The organism is Sanguibacter sp. TS_SC_8 (genome assembly GCF_055361235.1).
Genome location: NZ_CM143955.1, coordinates 1646125 through 1661222 on the forward strand (window position 1 = coordinate 1646125; position 15098 = coordinate 1661222).

Genomic DNA, 15098 nt, shown 5'->3' on the forward strand with positions numbered 1-15098 from the left:
CGCGGTCTACCCGTGCTGGCACCGCGGACAGTAGAACATCGGGCGCTCGGTGGGTGGGATGCCTGCGATCCCGCGCACGATCGGCGTCCCGCAGCGGTGGCAGGGGGCACCTGCGCGCGAGTGGACGTGCACGCGTCGCCCGTCGACGGGGCTGACGACCCCCCGGACCAGGTGCCGGCGGATGCTTGACAGCAGTGCCGGCAGATCCACCTCCTCGCACCGTGCCCACGGCCAGATCTGGAGGGCGAACAGGCCTTCAGCCGCGAAGAGGGTGCCGATCCCGGCGACCATGCGCTGGTCCAGCAGGGTCTCGGCGACCGGCCGGTCCGGGGCTGCGAGCATCGCCGCGACCACGGCGGGGAGCCCGGACGGCGCGAGCAGGAAGTCCTCGGCGAGGATGTCCGGGCCCAGGTGGCCGATGACCGCGGCCTCGTCCCGGGTCCGCACGAGGTCGAGCATGCCCAGCCGGTACCCGGTGCACGTCCAGTCGGAGTTGGCCAGGACGGCCCGGACCACCGGTCCCCGCCCCCGGGACTGCGCGGACCCCGTCCGGGACACCCGCCACGCCCCGTCCATCCGGAGGTGGGAGTGCAGGGTCCAGCCGGAGTCGAGCCGGGTGAGGATGTGCTTGCCGTAGGCACGGGTCTCCAGCGCGGTGGCCCCGACGAGGTCGGCGGCAGCGATCCCGGGCCAGCGCAGCTCGGCACGCTCAAGACCACGGCCGTCGAGAGCCGAGGAGAGTCGTCGAGCCGTGAGCAGGACCGTGTCCCCCTCAGGCACCGTCGCCTCCGGCAGACGACGGGCGCCGCCGCTCGGGAGCACCGCGAGCAGGCACGTCTCGAGCGGCACCGGTACCGGTACCGGCACCGGCACCGGAGCTGGCGTGCCCCTGCTGCGCTCGACCCGGGGCGCGGGGGGACAGGCGCACACCCGAGGGGGTCGGCGTGAAGCCGGCGCGCACGAGCGCCGCGAGCGGCGCCGGCCGGTCGATCCCCGAGGCGCCGAGCAGAGCGTCGCCGCCGTCGATCCGGTGGATGTGCACCTTGCCGAGCTGACCGGCGCCTATCGTCCGGGCGAGCGCTGCCGCTGCCGCGTCGAGCAGCAGCGGTGACCGGGTGAAGGTGAGGAGGCTGCGACCACCGCGTTCAAGGAAGAGGACGAGGTCGCCGCCGGCCAGGACCACGGTGGCCCCCGCCTTGCGCCCGGGCCGGTGGGACGGGGCGAGCGGGGCGCGGCCGGGGAGGTCTCCCGCGTCAGATCCAGGTGGGTCGTCCTCTCGGACTGGCCAGGCGAGCGCGGCACCGTAGGGGTTGGCGGGGTCCGTCGCAGCCAGGCAGAGTCCCCTGGGCTCCGCGTGGCGCTCACGGTCGAGCGTCGCGTCGGCGTCGCTCGAGCGCAGCTGGTCGACGGCTCCGGGCAGGGCGAACTGCGAGCCGCCCAGATGCTCGACGAAGTAGCCCCGGCGGAGGTGGCCGGCGCTCTCCAGGGCACCCAGCACCCGGTACACCTCCGTGTAGCTGCCCGAGATGCCCTCCGAGGGCGAGACCGCGCGGGTGAGCACCCCGTGCCGGTCGAGCAGGACGGTGGCGAGCGCATGGATCCGTCGGGTGGGATCGTCGTCGCGCTGGGGGAGCGCCGACCAGCGCCCGCCCCCGGACCCAGGATCGGCGCCGGCCGCCAGGAACCCGTCCCGCGGACCGGCCGACAGGGTGAAGGCCGCCAGGCGCGGACGCCGACCCAACGGTCGGGCTCGTGTCATCGATCGCTGCACCGGTGCGGCTGCGCGGCGTCCCAGCCTGCTGCGCACCGGCCCCAGGCCGTCGTTGGTGACCAGGCCCGCCCAGACGAGGTCCCACAAGGCGTCGAGGGTCGTGGTCGCCGGCACCTCGACGAGGGCAGCGAGCTGCCCGAGGAAGAACCCCCCGGACCGGGAGAGCAGATCGAGCAGGTGCACGTGCAGGTCTGAGGAGACAGGCACGGGCGGGTCGTTCTCCAGAGCGGGCAGCGTCAGCGGCGCGGTCTCGGCCAGATGCAGGCTGATGAGTGCGTCCTGGCTGCCGCGGGACCCGGGCAGCTCGCGGTGACCGCACCACAGGACCTCCCCCGACGTCGTCAGCGCATCGAGCATCGACGGTGCGTAGTCGACGACCCGGGCGGGCAGGATCTGCGCCTCGAGCGCGGAGGCGGGCAACGCCACCCCGGCCAGCTGTTCGATCGCCCGGTAGAGACCGTCGATCCCGCGCAGCGCCCCCACCGACTGCCACCGGGGCAGGAAGATCCCGAGCGTCTCCTGCCGGACCGGTTCGACCTCGGCCCGCAGCGCCGCGAGCGAGCGCCGGCGCAGGGTCCGCATCACGTCCGTGTCGCAGAAGTCCTCGGCGGTTCCCCCCAGGACGTCGGGGCGCAGCCTCCCCACGACGAGGGTCCGCGCGGCCACCTGGCGCGCGAGCGTGGCGCCGACGACCGCCACGCCGAGCCCGAGGTGCGCTGCGACCTGGTGCGCGGTGAAGGGACCGTGCGTGCGCGCGAACCGGCGCACGAGGTCGCCGACGGCGTCGGGGACCAGCTCGGTGAAGGTCTCGGGGATGCCCACGGGGAGGGCGACGCCCAGCGCGTCCCGCAACCGGCCGGCGTCCTCGATCGCTGCCCAGCGAGCCTCGGTGTCCAGCCCGGCGATCCGGACGGCGATGATCCGTCGTGCTCGGGTGAGCTCGTCGAGCCACCCCGGTGCCTGCGTCCGCACCGCCTCACGGGTGCGGTCCAGGACCTCCTGGGTGGTGAGCGGACCCATCCGGCGCAGCAGCTCCCACACGTCCTCGCCGTGGCGTGCCTGGCGCTCCTCGGTCAGCCCGGAGAGCTCGAGCTCCGTGCGCAGCACCGCAGCAGGGTCGAGCAGGTCCGCGATCTGGGTCTGGCCGTCCTGGCCGAGCAGCTCCGCGAGGAGGTCGGGATCGAGGGTGAGGGCGGCCGCCCGTCGCTCGGCCAGGGGTGCGTCCCCGTCGTAGATGAACTGGCTCGTGTAGCCGAAGAGCAGGGACTGGGCGAAGGGGGACGGTGAGGTCGTCGTGACCTCGACGATCCGCGTGCGTCCCGTCTCGAGGTCGGTCATGAGCGAGGTGAGGGCACCGATGTCGAAGTCGTCCTGGAGGCACTCCCGGACAGCCTCGAGGACGATCGGGAAGTCGGGGTAGGCGGACGCGACGCTCAGCAGCTGGGCGGCGCGCTGGCGCTGCTGCCACAACGGTTGACGCTGGTCGGGGCGGCGTCGGGGCAGCAGCAGGGCGCGGGCCGCCGCCTCGCGGAACCGCGCACCGAACATGCTCGACTGTCCGAGCTCGCGGCGCACCTCCGCCTGCACGTCGGCGGAGGGGATGAGGAGGTCGGTCAGGTCGAGGGCGTCCGAGGTGGCCCCGCCCTGCCCCACCGAGGTGAGCTCCTCGCCGGTGTCGGGCAGGCGCAGCACGATCCCGTCGTCGGAGTGCATCGTGGCGGCGTCGATGCCGAACCGCTCGCGGATCCGGGAGGAGAGGACGAGGGCCCACGGGGCGAGGACCTTGGCGCCGAGCGGGGAGTGGATGACGACCCGCCAGTCGCCCAGCTCGTCGCGGAAGCGCTCGACGAGGATCGTGCGGTCGTCGGGGACGACGCCGGTCGCCGCACGCTGGTCCCCCAGGTAGGACGTGAGGTTGTCGACCGCCCAGGGGTCAAGACCCGACCACAACGGGTGCGAGGCCGCCGCGCGAGCCGGGGAGCCCGCCGTCGGACCGGGCGCGGAGGTCACGGATCTGTCGGTGGCGTGCGGTGTGTGCGCGAGGAGAGCCGAGGCCTCCCTGACCCAGGCACCGATCGCGCGACCGAGCTCGGCCGGGCGTCCGGGGGAGTCCCCCTTCCAGAAGGGGAGCCGGCCTGGTACCCCGGGGGCGGGGGTGACCAGGACCCGGTCGGTGGTGATGTCCTCGATCCGCCAGGTGCTGGAGCCGAGGGTGAAGGTGTCCCCGACCCGAGACTCATAGACCATCTCCTCGTCGAGCTCGCCGACACGCTTGCCGCCGCGGACGCGCTCGGGTCCGGTCGCGTCGTCGGCTCCCGAGGCGAGGAACACGCCGTAGAGACCTCGGTCGGGGATGGTCCCACCGCTCGTCACCGCGAGGCGGAGGGCTCCCGGCCGGGCCGAGAGGGCCCCCGTCGTGCGGTCCCACACCAGACGCGCGCGCAGCTCGGCGAACTCCTCGCTGGGGTAGCGCCCGGAGAGCATGTCGAGGACCGCGTGCAGCGTGCCGGCGCCGAGCGAGGCGAAGGGGGCCGAGCGGCGCACCACCGCGGCGAGGTCGTCGAGCGCCCAGTCCTGCGTCGCGACCATGGCGACGATGTGCTGGGCGAGCACGTCGAGCGGGTTGTTCAGGGGGTGGAGGGACTCGATCGCCCCGGTCCGCATGCGTCCCGCGATCACGGCGCACGGCACGAGGTCACCACGGTGCATCGGGAACACCACTCCGTGCGAGACCGCGCCGACCTGGTGACCGGCCCGCCCCACCCGCTGCAGCCCGCTCGCCACCGAGGGCGGGGCACCGATCTGCACGACGAGATCGATCGATCCCATGTCGATCCCGAGCTCGAGGGAGGAGGTGGAGACCACCGAGGGCAGGCGGCCCTCCTTGAGCTCGGTCTCGGTGTGGTTGCGCTCGGTCCGGCTCATCGACCCGTGGTGGGCCCGCGCGAGAACGGGGGGAAGGCCGGCGGTGGCACCGGACTGGGCCTGGATCTGGGCGGCGTAGCGTTCGCCGGGGTCGGTGACCTTCTCGCCGTTGCGCTCGGCCCACACCTCGTTCATCCGGGAGGTCAGCCGCTCCGCCCCGCGGCGGGAGTTCGTGAAGACGAGCGTCGACCGGTGCGCAGCCACGAGGTCGACGACGGCCTCCTCCACGTGCGGCCAGACCGAGGGGCGGGTCGGGCGTCCACCCCCGTCGCCGGTGAGGTCGTCGGGGCTGGGAGGGCCGGCGGTGCGCGCCGTCGTTGCCGTGCCCGCGGACCCTGCCGTGCCTGCCGCTTGTGCCGCCTGTGCTCCCGGGGCCGGGGCCAGGCGCAGGTCGGCGAGGTCAGGGACCGGCACGACGACGTCCACCTCGATCTGCTTCGTCGAGACCGGCTGCACGATCTCGACGTCACGCCCTCCCTCGGACCGTGGGCGGGTCCCGGACAGGAACTGCGCGACCGCCTCGACCGGTGTGACCGTCGCTGACAGGCCGATCCGCTGGACGGGGGTCTCGAGCATGGCGTCGAGACGCTCGAGCGACACCGCGAGGTGTGCGCCGCGCTTGGTGCCGGCCACGGCATGGATCTCGTCGATGATGACCGTCTCCACGCCGCTCAGCCCGGCGCGGGCGGCCGAGGTGAGGATGAGGTACAGCGACTCCGGAGTGGTGATGAGGATGTCCGGTGGGGTGGTGGCGAACCGGCGCCGTTCGGTCGCCGGTGTGTCGCCGGTGCGGGTACCCACCCGCACCTCCCGGATGGGTTCGCCGCGGCGCGCCGCGGCCTGACGGATCCCGGCCAGCGGAGAGCGCAGGTTCCGCTCGACGTCGGCGGCCAGGGCCTTGAGCGGCGAGACGTAGACGACGCGGCAGCGACGGACCGGCTCGGGCTCGTGTGCGGTCGGGTCGAGGAGGCCGTCGAGGGCCCACAGGAAGGCCGCCAACGTCTTCCCCGATCCGGTCGGTGCCACGACGAGGGCGTGGTGGTCTGCGGCGACGGCCGCCCAGGCGCCGGCCTGGGCGGCCGTCGGTGCGGCGAAGGCGCCAGAGAACCAGGACGCTGCCGCAGGGGTGAAGCGCTCCAGCGGCGACTGCGCTGCAGAGGGCTCAACAGGTGGTCGGGTCACCCTGTCATTGTGCCGGGTGTCGCTGACACGTGGGTGGGCATGGCACCCTGGACCGTGCGCAATCGAGAGTTCTGGCAGCTTGTCGACGAAGTCTTCGGACCCACCTACGGCCGGACCCTGGCCGCCGACCAGGTGCTCAGCGCCCTGGGGGAGCGGACCGTCGAGCAGGCGATCGAGGACGGGGTCGAGCCCCGCGTGGTGTGGCATGCGCTGTGCGACGCGATGGACATCCCCGATGCCGGTCGGTGGGGGAACGACGCCACTCGGCAGGCGCCGCCGCCCCGGTGAGTCTCGACGGGCTCTGCAGAGCCTGGCCGACGCCGCACTGACGCCGCACTGGCGCAGCAATGACGCCGCACGACGCCTCGAGACCCACCAGCCTGGCGCTCGAACAGATGTTCGGCTACCATCGATCACAGGTGGATCGTCGCGAGGCGCTGTCCACACCGCCGCAGCGGTCAGGCGGGAATGTCAGTGGCTGGACGTAGCGTCTAGACCTGTAGACAACTTCAGGCACCACACCGAGCGGGATCCCGCTCCCAGACGTAGAGGTGGCAGACATGCCCGCACCAGCAGATCGCGAGAAGGCCCTCGAGGCGGCACTCGCCCAGATCGACCGCAACTTCGGCAAGGGCTCCATCATGCGTCTCGGTGACGAGGGACGTGCTCCCGTCGAGATCATCCCGACGGGCTCGATCGCGCTCGACGTCGCGCTCGGCATCGGTGGCCTGCCCCGCGGGCGCGTCGTCGAGATCTACGGACCGGAGTCGAGCGGTAAGACCACCCTCGCCCTGCACGCGGTCGCCAGCGCGCAGCGCAACGGTGGCATCGCTGCCTTCATCGACGCCGAGCACGCCCTCGACCCGGACTACGCCAAGAAGCTGGGCGTCGACACGGACGCGCTCCTCGTCTCGCAGCCGGACACCGGTGAGCAAGCGCTGGAGATCGTCGACATGCTCATCCGCTCCGGCGCGATCGACGTCATCGTCATCGACTCCGTCGCAGCGCTCGTGCCCAAGGCGGAGATCGAGGGCGAGATGGGTGACAGCCACGTCGGTCTGCAGGCCCGCCTCATGTCGCAGGCGCTGCGCAAGATCACCGGGGCGCTCAGCCAGTCAGGCACCACCGCGATCTTCATCAACCAGCTGCGCGAGAAGATCGGCGTCATGTTCGGGTCCCCCGAGACCACCACGGGTGGTAAGGCGCTGAAGTTCTATGCCTCCATCCGCCTCGACATCCGCCGGATCGAGACCCTCAAGGAGGGCACCGAGCCGGTCGGCAACCGGACCCGGGTCAAGGTCGTCAAGAACAAGATGGCCCCGCCGTTCAAGCAGGCCGAGTTCGACATCATCTACGGGGTGGGGATCTCCCGCGAAGGTGGACTCATCGACATGGGCGTCGAGCACGGGTTCGTGCGCAAGTCCGGGTCCTGGTTCACCTATGACGGAGACCAGCTCGGTCAGGGCAAGGAGAACGCCCGCGGCTTCCTGCGGGACAACCCCGACCTGGCGAACGAGCTGGAGAAGCGCATCAAGGAGAAGCTTGGCATCGGTCCGCGCGTCGACGCGCCCGCCGAGGCCGCCCCGGCAGCACCTGCCGGCAAGTCGACCGCCGCAGCGGCCAAGGCCAAGAAGGCCGACGCCTGAGTCCGATGCGCCAGTCGACGCGGGGGTCTCGTCACCGTTCTCCTGGGGAAGAGGAGACAGACGGGACCCCTGCGCCGCCCCTGAGCCCGCTGGAGCAGGAGGAGCAGGCCCGGAATCTGGCCCTGCGCATCCTCACGGCGGCACCCAAGAGCCGCGCGCAGGTCGAGCAACGGCTCGCCGCGCGGGACATCGACGAGACGATCATCGGCCGGCTCCTCGACCGCTTCGAGCAGGTGGGCCTGCTCGACGACGCCGAGCTTGCCGCGATGGTCGTGCGGACCCGGTTCGCTGAGAAGAAGCAGTCCCGCCGCGCGATCGCCCAGGAGCTCAGCCGCAAGGGGATCCCCCCGGCCGTCGCCGCGGCGGCGCTCGACCAGATCGACGACGACGACGAGGACGGCGCGGCTCTCGAGCTCGCGCGGTCACGGTTGCGCCGGACGCAGGGGTTGGCCCCGGAGGTGAGGATGCGGCGCGCCCTCGGAGCCCTCGGACGCAAGGGGTATTCCTCAGCGGTCGCCATGGCGAGCATCCGCACCGCCCTCGCCGAGGAAGGGGCCGTCGACCCTGGCCTCCCCGGCGACGACAGCATCGACGCAGGGCGCGACAACCACGACGCGGACGCCTGAGCGCCTCCGGCGCCATCCCCGCGGTGTGTTGGTCGAGGTGGGTCCCGCAGATCGGCGATGATGAGCGCACCGACACGGACGGGTGGCCGGTGCCGGGCGTCGACTAGATGGGGCTGGTGGGAATGTGACCGCAGGTGATCTCGGGGTCCTCCTGGCGCTGCTCGGATCCTCCCTGGTGGCGCTCCTCCTTGTGCACGTCGCTCGGCGTGAGGCCGCAGAGGTGCGCGCGCAGGCGGTCCTCGACGTCGCCGAGCTGCGGGAGACCACGCGGCTGCGTGACGCCGAGTCGGCCCAGCGCCTCGACGAGGTCCGCGCCACCGAACGTCACCTCGACAAGCAGCGCACCCGGGCCGAGGACATCACCGAGAAGGTCGAGGCGAACGCCGCGGAGGTCGAACGGGTGAGCGTGGAGGCCGCCCGGGAACGGGCGCGGCTACGAGGGACGTTGCTGACCGAGCTCGAGGCGGTGGCCGGACTCACCCAGGACGAGGCCGCCACGCTGCTCATCGGACAGATGCGTGAGCAGGCCGTCCAGGACGCGGCCGCGTCGGTGCACCGGGTGGAGGCAGCGGCCCGCCGGCGCGCGGACGAGCGCGCGCGGCACATCGTGGCGACCGCTGTGCAGCGTCTCGCCGTCCCCACGAGCTCAGCCGCTGCGGTGACGGTCCTGGCCCTCCCCTCGGAGGACATGCGGGGTCGGATCATCGGCAAGGAGGGGCGCAACATCCGCACCTTCGAGGCCGTGACCGGTGTCAACGTCCTCCTCGAGGACGAGTCCGAGTCCGTCCAGCTGTCCTGCTTCGACCCTGAGCGCCGCGAGATCGCCGAGGTGGTGATGAAGGTGCTCATGGAGGACGGGCGCATCCACCCGCAGCGGATCGAGGGCGCCTACGCCCACGCGCTGGCGGACGCCCCGGCACGGACACTCGCGGCCGGGCACGACGCGGCGGAGCGCAGCGGCGTGCAGCGGCTGGCCCCCGAGCTGGTCGAGGCGATGGGTCGGCTGCGGCTGCGCACGTCCTACTCCCAGAACGTGCTCGAGCACAGCGTCGAGGCCGCGCTGATCGCTGCGGCGATGGCGGCAGAGGTCGGGGCCGACGTCGAGCTGTCCCGTCGAGCGGCCTTCCTGCACGACATCGGCAAGAGCCTGCCCGTCGGCACAGCGGGGTCGCACGCCGCGGTCGGCGCGCGACTGGTGGAGCGCAACAGGGAGTCCGCCGTCGTCGTCAACGCCGTGGCGGCCCACCACGGCGAGGTCGCGGCGGACTCGGTCGAGGCCGTGCTGGTCCAGGCCGCCGACGCGTGCTCGGCGGCACGTCCGGGTGCGCGTCGGGACGACCTCAGCCGGTACCTGGAGCGGATGGAGCAGCTCGAGCAGCTCGTGAGCAGCCACCCCGGGGTGACGAGGGCGCTCGCGATGGCCAGCGGCCACGAGGTCCGCGTCGTGGTCGAGCCGCGCGAGATCTCCGACGAGGACCTGCCCGGTCTGGCGGCGGCGATCGCCGCACGCATCGAGAAGGACCTGAGCTACCCGGGCGAGGTGTCCATCACCGTCGTCCGCGAGCTCCGCGCGACAGCCACCGCAGGCTGAGCGCGGACGGGGGGCTCGGGATGGGCCCGATCGTCACCGCACGACGGTGATGTCGTCGACGGGGGTCGCGATCCGTGAGGAGAGGCGCCGTTCGGTGACCTGCGCGATCTGGGTCAGGACGAGGTTGACGACGAGGTAGATCGAGACGACGGCGACGAAGAGGGGCAGGCGGGAGGAGTCGCCGAAGAAGCTGTAGTTGTTCTTCATCACCGACAGCAGCTCGCCGTAGCCGACGATGAAGCCGAGCGAGCTGTCCTTGAGCAGCACGACGAGCTGGCTGATCAGGCTCGGCAGCATGAGCTGGACGACCTGAGGCAGCTGGATGATCCGCAGCGTCTGCCCGCGGGTCAGCCCGATCGACGTCCCCGCCTCGACCTGCCCGTACGGGAGGGCGCTGAGCCCCGCGCGCAGGATCTCGGCGATGATCGCCGCGTTGTACAGGGTCAGCCCGAAGACGACCGCCTCGAAGGAGGACAGGCCGAAGCCCAGCAGCCCGAAGAACATCATGAGCAGCACCGGCATGCCCCGCAGCACCTCGATGACGACGACGGCGGGCCGCCGGACGATCGCCAGCCGTGAGGTCCGCAGGATCGCCAGCAGGAAGGCGAGGACGAGGGCGAGCGGCGCCGCGACCATCGCGGCCCGGAGCGTCGCGCCCAGCCCCACGACGAGCAGGGACCGCCAGACGTCGGATGCGGTCTGCTGCTTGGGCGGGTCGGTGAGCACCTCCCACCGGTCGTCGAGCACGCCCCGACGGGAGAGGGACACGAGGAACCAGGCCACGAGCGCGACGAGGATCACCGCGAAGACGATGGATCCGATGCGTTCCATCCGCCGGGTCCGGGGGCCTGGGGCGTCGTAGAGCACGGAGCCGCTCATCGGCTGAACACCACCCGTCGTTCGATGGCCCCGGCGGCCAGGCCGGCGGGGATGGTGATGACGAGATAGCAGACCGCGATCCCGCCCAGCAGGAGGAGGACGTCGGCGGGGTAGTCGCGCGCGAGTGCCCGCCCGGTCGACGTGAGCTCCACCACCGCGAAGCCCGCCGCGACGGAGGTGTTCTTCGTCAGGGCGATGAGCACGTTGATCAGCGGGGGCACCACGCTGCGCAGCGCCTGGGGCAGGACCACCAGACGCAGGGTCGAGATGGTGCCCAGGCCGATCGCACGGGCGGCCTCGGCCTGCCCGGTGCTGACGCTGTTGATCCCCGACCTGACCGCCTCGCAGACGAAGGCGGAGGTGTAGGTGGTCAGCGCGATGATCGCGGGAGTCGTCCCCAGCGGCAGCACGAACCCGAGCGTGGGCAGCACGAACACGTAGAAGATGAAGACGAGGGTGAGCGGGGTGTTGCGGACCGTCTCGACGTACACGGTCGCCCCGATCCGCAGGCTGCGCAGCGGAGCGACCCGCATCGCCGCCAGCACCGTGCCGAGCACGAGAGAGAGCGCGCCGGAGGCTACCGCGAGGAACAGCGTCATCTGGAAGCCGTCGATGAACTTCGGCATCGACTCCACGACTGCGTCCATGCGCCCTCCCTTCGCGGTGGGCACCCGGTGCAGCGGCCGCGTGATGCGGCGACCGCTGCCGGCCGGGTGCAGGTGTGCCGGTCTGGTTCCGGTGGTTCCGGCGTGGTCAGACCGGCTGTCTCAGTAGCGGTCGACCGTGGGTGGGGTGGGGGTCGGCAGCACCTCACCGGCCGTCTCGTCCCAGGCGGTGGTCCACCGACCGTCGGTGAACGACGCCTCGAGGGTGTCGTTGATGAAGGTGCGGAAGTCGTCGTCGCCCAGCTTGAGACCGATGCCGTACGGCTCCTCGGTGAACTGTTCCCCGGCGATCTTGAAGTCGTCGGGGCTCTCCGAGACGTACCCCGCGAGGATGACGTTGTCCGTGGTCACCGCGTCCACCTGGCCGTTGCGCAGCGGGTCGAGGCAGTCGGTGTACTGGGCGAAGACGACGAGCTCGGTGTCGGGGAAGTTCTCGGTGATGTTCTTCGCCGGGGTCGAGCCGTCCGCCGAGCACACCGTCTTGCCGGCGAGGTCGTCGGAGGAGGCGATCGTGGTCTCGTCCGCGCGCACCATGAGGGACTGGCCGGCGACGTAGTACGGACCGGCGAAGTCGACGACCTCCTTGCGGGTGTCGTTGATCGTGTACGTGGCCACGACGATGTCGACCTGGGCGTCCGCGATGAACGTCTCGCGGTTCTGGGACACGGTCTCCTTCCAGACGATGTCCTCCGGCGCGATCCCCAGCTCGCCGGCGATGATCTTCGCGATCTCGACGTCGAAGCCGACCGGGTCGCCGTCCGGACCCATCAGCCCGAACAGCGGCTGGTCGAACTTCGTCCCGACGATGATCGACCCCTGGTCGGCGAGGCGGGCCATCGTGCTTCCCTCGGGGTAGGCACTGGCGTCCATGCTCGGGGTGGTCTCCGTGTCCTCCGTGTCGTCGTCCCCGCACCCGGCGAGCAGCAGGGCGGCAGCGGCGACGGCGACGAGTGCGGTTCTCGGTGTTCGCAACATGGTCTTCTCCTTCGGTTCTCGGCCGGCGGGGCCGTCGTGGGCGGTGCGAAGAGGTCGGTCGGTGCTCCCGGGGTGTCGGTCGGTGGTCGGGGTGTGCTCGGGGTGGGTCGCGGGGGGAGGGCTCAGGATCAGTGGAAGAGGATCTTCGACAGGAAGTCCCGGGCACGCTCGGAGGAAGGAGCGGTGAAGAACTGCTCGGGCCCGGCCTCCTCGAGCACCTGGCCGTCGGACATGAACACGACACGGTCCGCGGCCTTGCGCGCGAAGCCCATCTCGTGGGAGACGACGATCATCGTCATCCCCTCGGTCGCCAGACCCACCATGACGTCGAGGACCTCGGTGATCATCTCCGGGTCCAGGGCCGAGGTGGGCTCGTCGAAGAGCATGACCTTGGGGTGCATGGCCAGCGCGCGGGCGATCGCGACCCGCTGCTGCTGGCCCCCGGAGAGCTGGGCGGGCATCTTGTTCGCCTGCGACTCCACACCGACCCGCGTCAGCAGCGCCATCGCGAGGTCTCTCGCCTCGGCGGGGCGCATCTTCTTGACCTTGATCGGGCCGAGGGTGACGTTCTGCAAGACGGTCTTGTGGGCGAAGAGGTTGAAGGACTGGAAGACCATGCCGACGTCGGCCCGCAGCTGCGCGAGCGCCTTGCCCTCCTCCGGCAGCACCTGACCGTCCACCTCGATCGTCCCGGAGTCGATCGTCTCCAGCCGGTTGATCACCCGGCAGAGGGTCGACTTCCCCGAGCCCGACGGACCGATCACCACGACCACCTCTCCCTGGGCGACGGTGAGGTTGATGTCGTTGAGCACATGCAGGGCTCCGAAGTGCTTGTTCACGCCCGTGAGCCGCACGAGTGCCCGCCGGGCACCGGCGCTGTCCGAAGTGGGCGGGTTCGTGTCCTCCATCTGTCGAACGTATGTGACGGGTGAGGCATCGGCGAGTCCTGGCGGTCTCGGTCCGATAACGACCCGGCGGACCCGGTCCCTGGCCACCGGCTCCTCGTGCCCTCGTGCCGTCGCCGGCGAGACGTATCCTTGTCCCGATGTCTGGATACCTCGTGACCCCTGCCACCCCGCCCGCGCTGGACCCCTCGGCGGGCTCCGACCTGACCCGGCCGCCCGTGACGGACAGCGCGGCAGACACCGCGGCTGTCCCCGGCGCCCCCCGCACCTATCTGGTGCGCACGCTCGGCTGTCAGATGAACGTCCACGACTCCGAGCGGATGGCCGGGATGCTCGAGCAGGCCGGGTACCGCAAGGCGACCGACGCGGACGCCGCACGCTACGAGGCCGACGTCGTGGTCATCAACACCTGCGCCGTCCGGGAGAACGCCTCGACGAAGCTCTACGGGAACCTCGGCCAGCTCGCCGCGCTCAAGAACCGTCGGGAGGGCATGCAGATCGCCGTCGGCGGGTGCCTCGCGCAGAAGGACCGCTCGGGGATCGTGGACCGGGCTCCGTGGGTCGACGTGGTCTTCGGCACGCACAACCTCGATGCCCTCCCGGTGCTGCTCGAGCGCGCCCGGCACAACGAGGCCGCGCAGGTCGAGATCGCGGAGTCGCTCCAGGTCTTCCCCTCCACCCTGCCCACCCGGCGCGAGTCGGTGTACGCCGGGTGGGTGTCGATCAGCGTCGGCTGCAACAACACCTGCACCTTCTGCATCGTCCCGCACCTGCGGGGCAAGGAGCGCGACCGCCGGCCCGGGCAGATCCTCGCCGAGATCGAGGCCCTCGTCGCGCAGGGTGCGATCGAGGTGACGCTGCTGGGTCAGAACGTCAACAGCTACGGCGTCGAGTTCGGTGACCGCGGCGCCTTCGCCAAGCTGCTGCGGGCCTGCGGGGACATCGACGGGTTGGAGCGGGTGCGCTTCACGTCCCCGCACCCCGCGGCCTTCACCGACGACGTCATCGACGCGATGGCGCAGACGCCCAACGTCATGCCCCAGCTGCACATGCCGCTCCAGGCCGGCTCGGACCGGATCCTGCGGGCGATGCGCCGGTCCTACCGCTCGGACAAGTTCCTCGGCATCCTCGACCGGGTTCGTGCCGCCATGCCCGACGCCGCGATCACGACCGACCTCATCGTCGGCTTCCCGGGGGAGACCGAGGACGACTTCGCCCAGACGCTGCGGGTCGTGGCGGAGGCCCGCTTCGCCTCGGCCTTCACCTTCCAGTACTCTCAGCGTCCCGGCACTCCGGCGGCCAGCTTGCCCGACCAGCTCCCCAAGGAGGTCGTCCAGGAGCGCTACGTGCGCCTGATGGCCCTGCAGGACGAGATCTCCGCCCAGGAGAGCGCACAGCAGGTGGGACGCACGCTCGAGGTCCTCATCACCGACGGCGCCGGCCGCAAGGACGGCGCGACCCACCGTCTCACCGGGCGCGCGCGGGACAACCGGCTCGTGCACCTCGCGCTGCCGCCCCACCTGACCTCGACCCTGAGCAGCACCGCCGGCCACCCCGACGCCGACCAGCCCGATACCGACCACGCCGAGCTGGCACCCGGCGACCCCCGCCTGGCCGACCGGCTGGACGAGATGCTGCCGCGGCCGGGCGACGTGGTCACCGTGCAGGTGACCCGGTCCGCGCCGTACCACCTGGTCGCCGACTCCGCCCTGGCGAGCGATCCGGACCGGGCGGTGTACGCGGTGCGCCGCACCCGGTCCGGGAACGCCTGGGTGGAGCGGGAGAAGGCTCGCGGGGGGCTGGACCAGGAGCACACCCACGGGACGCAGCCTTCGTCCGCACCCGGGGCTCCGGTCGTCCTCGGGCTGCCGACCGTCCGGCGCGCCTAGGCGCGCCACGCCTGGACGCGCGACGCCGGGCGCGACGCCTGGAC

The 15098-nt window shown here is 71.8% G+C and carries 11 protein-coding genes; 5 read left to right on the forward strand and 6 right to left on the reverse strand.

Features of this window, described 5'->3' with window-relative positions; all coding sequences use genetic code 11:
• Positions 1 to 6: 6 nt before the first annotated feature.
• A complete protein-coding gene (locus tag ACWA15_RS07460; RefSeq protein ID WP_464058919.1) occupies positions 7 to 780 on the reverse strand; it encodes a DNA-formamidopyrimidine glycosylase family protein in 774 nt (257 codons plus the stop codon).
• Positions 773 to 5878: a DEAD/DEAH box helicase gene (locus ACWA15_RS07465; protein ID WP_464058920.1), complete on the reverse strand. Its 5106-nt coding sequence runs from the start codon at positions 5876 to 5878 to the stop codon at positions 773 to 775. Before ACWA15_RS07465 ends, ACWA15_RS07460 begins: the two co-directional genes overlap by 8 nt.
• Positions 5879 to 5932: 54 nt before the next feature.
• Between ACWA15_RS07465 and ACWA15_RS07470 the strand changes: the two genes are divergently transcribed.
• The 4 genes from ACWA15_RS07470 (at position 5933) to rny (ending at position 9741) form a co-directional block, all read left to right on the forward strand.
• Positions 5933 to 6166, forward strand: a complete 234-nt coding sequence (locus ACWA15_RS07470; RefSeq protein WP_464059442.1) for a DUF3046 domain-containing protein — start codon at positions 5933 to 5935, stop codon at positions 6164 to 6166.
• Between the two features lie 272 nt (positions 6167 to 6438).
• A complete protein-coding gene (gene recA / locus ACWA15_RS07475) occupies positions 6439 to 7524 on the forward strand; it encodes a recombinase RecA (protein ID WP_464058921.1) in 1086 nt (361 codons plus the stop codon).
• Between the two features lie 5 nt (positions 7525 to 7529).
• Positions 7530 to 8150 carry a regulatory protein RecX gene (locus ACWA15_RS07480; RefSeq protein ID WP_464058923.1) on the forward strand — a complete coding sequence of 207 codons (621 nt, stop codon included), beginning with the start codon at positions 7530 to 7532 and terminating at the stop codon, positions 8148 to 8150.
• Between the two features lie 124 nt (positions 8151 to 8274).
• Complete coding sequence (gene rny / locus ACWA15_RS07485) at positions 8275 to 9741, forward strand: ribonuclease Y (RefSeq protein WP_464058925.1); 1467 nt, start codon at positions 8275 to 8277, stop codon at positions 9739 to 9741.
• 33 nt (positions 9742 to 9774) lie between these two features.
• Here the strand turns inward: rny and ACWA15_RS07490 are convergent, their stop codons facing one another.
• From ACWA15_RS07490 to ACWA15_RS07505, 4 genes are all read right to left on the reverse strand, one after another.
• Positions 9775 to 10620, reverse strand: coding sequence for an amino acid ABC transporter permease (locus ACWA15_RS07490; RefSeq protein ID WP_464058926.1), 846 nt, complete (start codon positions 10618 to 10620; stop codon positions 9775 to 9777).
• Complete coding sequence (locus ACWA15_RS07495) at positions 10617 to 11267, reverse strand: amino acid ABC transporter permease (protein WP_464058927.1); 651 nt, start codon at positions 11265 to 11267, stop codon at positions 10617 to 10619. The genes ACWA15_RS07490 and ACWA15_RS07495 overlap by 4 nt, the downstream gene beginning before the upstream one ends.
• A 120-nt stretch (positions 11268 to 11387) precedes the next feature.
• Positions 11388 to 12260: a glutamate ABC transporter substrate-binding protein gene (locus ACWA15_RS07500; RefSeq protein WP_464058928.1), complete on the reverse strand. Its 873-nt coding sequence runs from the start codon at positions 12258 to 12260 to the stop codon at positions 11388 to 11390.
• Positions 12261 to 12388: 128 nt separating this feature from the next.
• Positions 12389 to 13168 (reverse strand): amino acid ABC transporter ATP-binding protein, encoded by a 780-nt coding sequence (locus ACWA15_RS07505; protein ID WP_464058929.1) that lies wholly within the window; start codon positions 13166 to 13168, stop codon positions 12389 to 12391.
• Between the two features lie 137 nt (positions 13169 to 13305).
• On the opposite strand from ACWA15_RS07505, the gene miaB reads away from it, so the two are divergent.
• Complete coding sequence (gene miaB / locus ACWA15_RS07510) at positions 13306 to 15054, forward strand: tRNA (N6-isopentenyl adenosine(37)-C2)-methylthiotransferase MiaB (RefSeq protein ID WP_464058931.1); 1749 nt, start codon at positions 13306 to 13308, stop codon at positions 15052 to 15054.
• The last annotated feature ends 44 nt before the right edge of the window (positions 15055 to 15098 follow it).

Excerpts from the sequence above, each read along its gene's own strand:
- recA (WP_464058921.1), top strand. The coding sequence starts at position 6,439 with ATGCCCGCACCAGCAGATCGCGAGAAGGCCCTCGAGGCGGCACTCGCC.
- ACWA15_RS07480 (WP_464058923.1), top strand. The coding sequence starts at position 7,530 with ATGCGCCAGTCGACGCGGGGGTCTCGTCACCGTTCTCCTGGGGAAGAG.
- ACWA15_RS07490 (WP_464058926.1), bottom strand. The coding sequence starts at position 10,620 with ATGAGCGGCTCCGTGCTCTACGACGCCCCAGGCCCCCGGACCCGGCGG.
- ACWA15_RS07495 (WP_464058927.1), bottom strand. The coding sequence starts at position 11,267 with ATGGACGCAGTCGTGGAGTCGATGCCGAAGTTCATCGACGGCTTCCAG.
- ACWA15_RS07500 (WP_464058928.1), bottom strand. The coding sequence starts at position 12,260 with ATGTTGCGAACACCGAGAACCGCACTCGTCGCCGTCGCCGCTGCCGCC.
- ACWA15_RS07505 (WP_464058929.1), bottom strand. The coding sequence starts at position 13,168 with ATGGAGGACACGAACCCGCCCACTTCGGACAGCGCCGGTGCCCGGCGG.
- miaB (WP_464058931.1), top strand. The coding sequence starts at position 13,306 with ATGTCTGGATACCTCGTGACCCCTGCCACCCCGCCCGCGCTGGACCCC.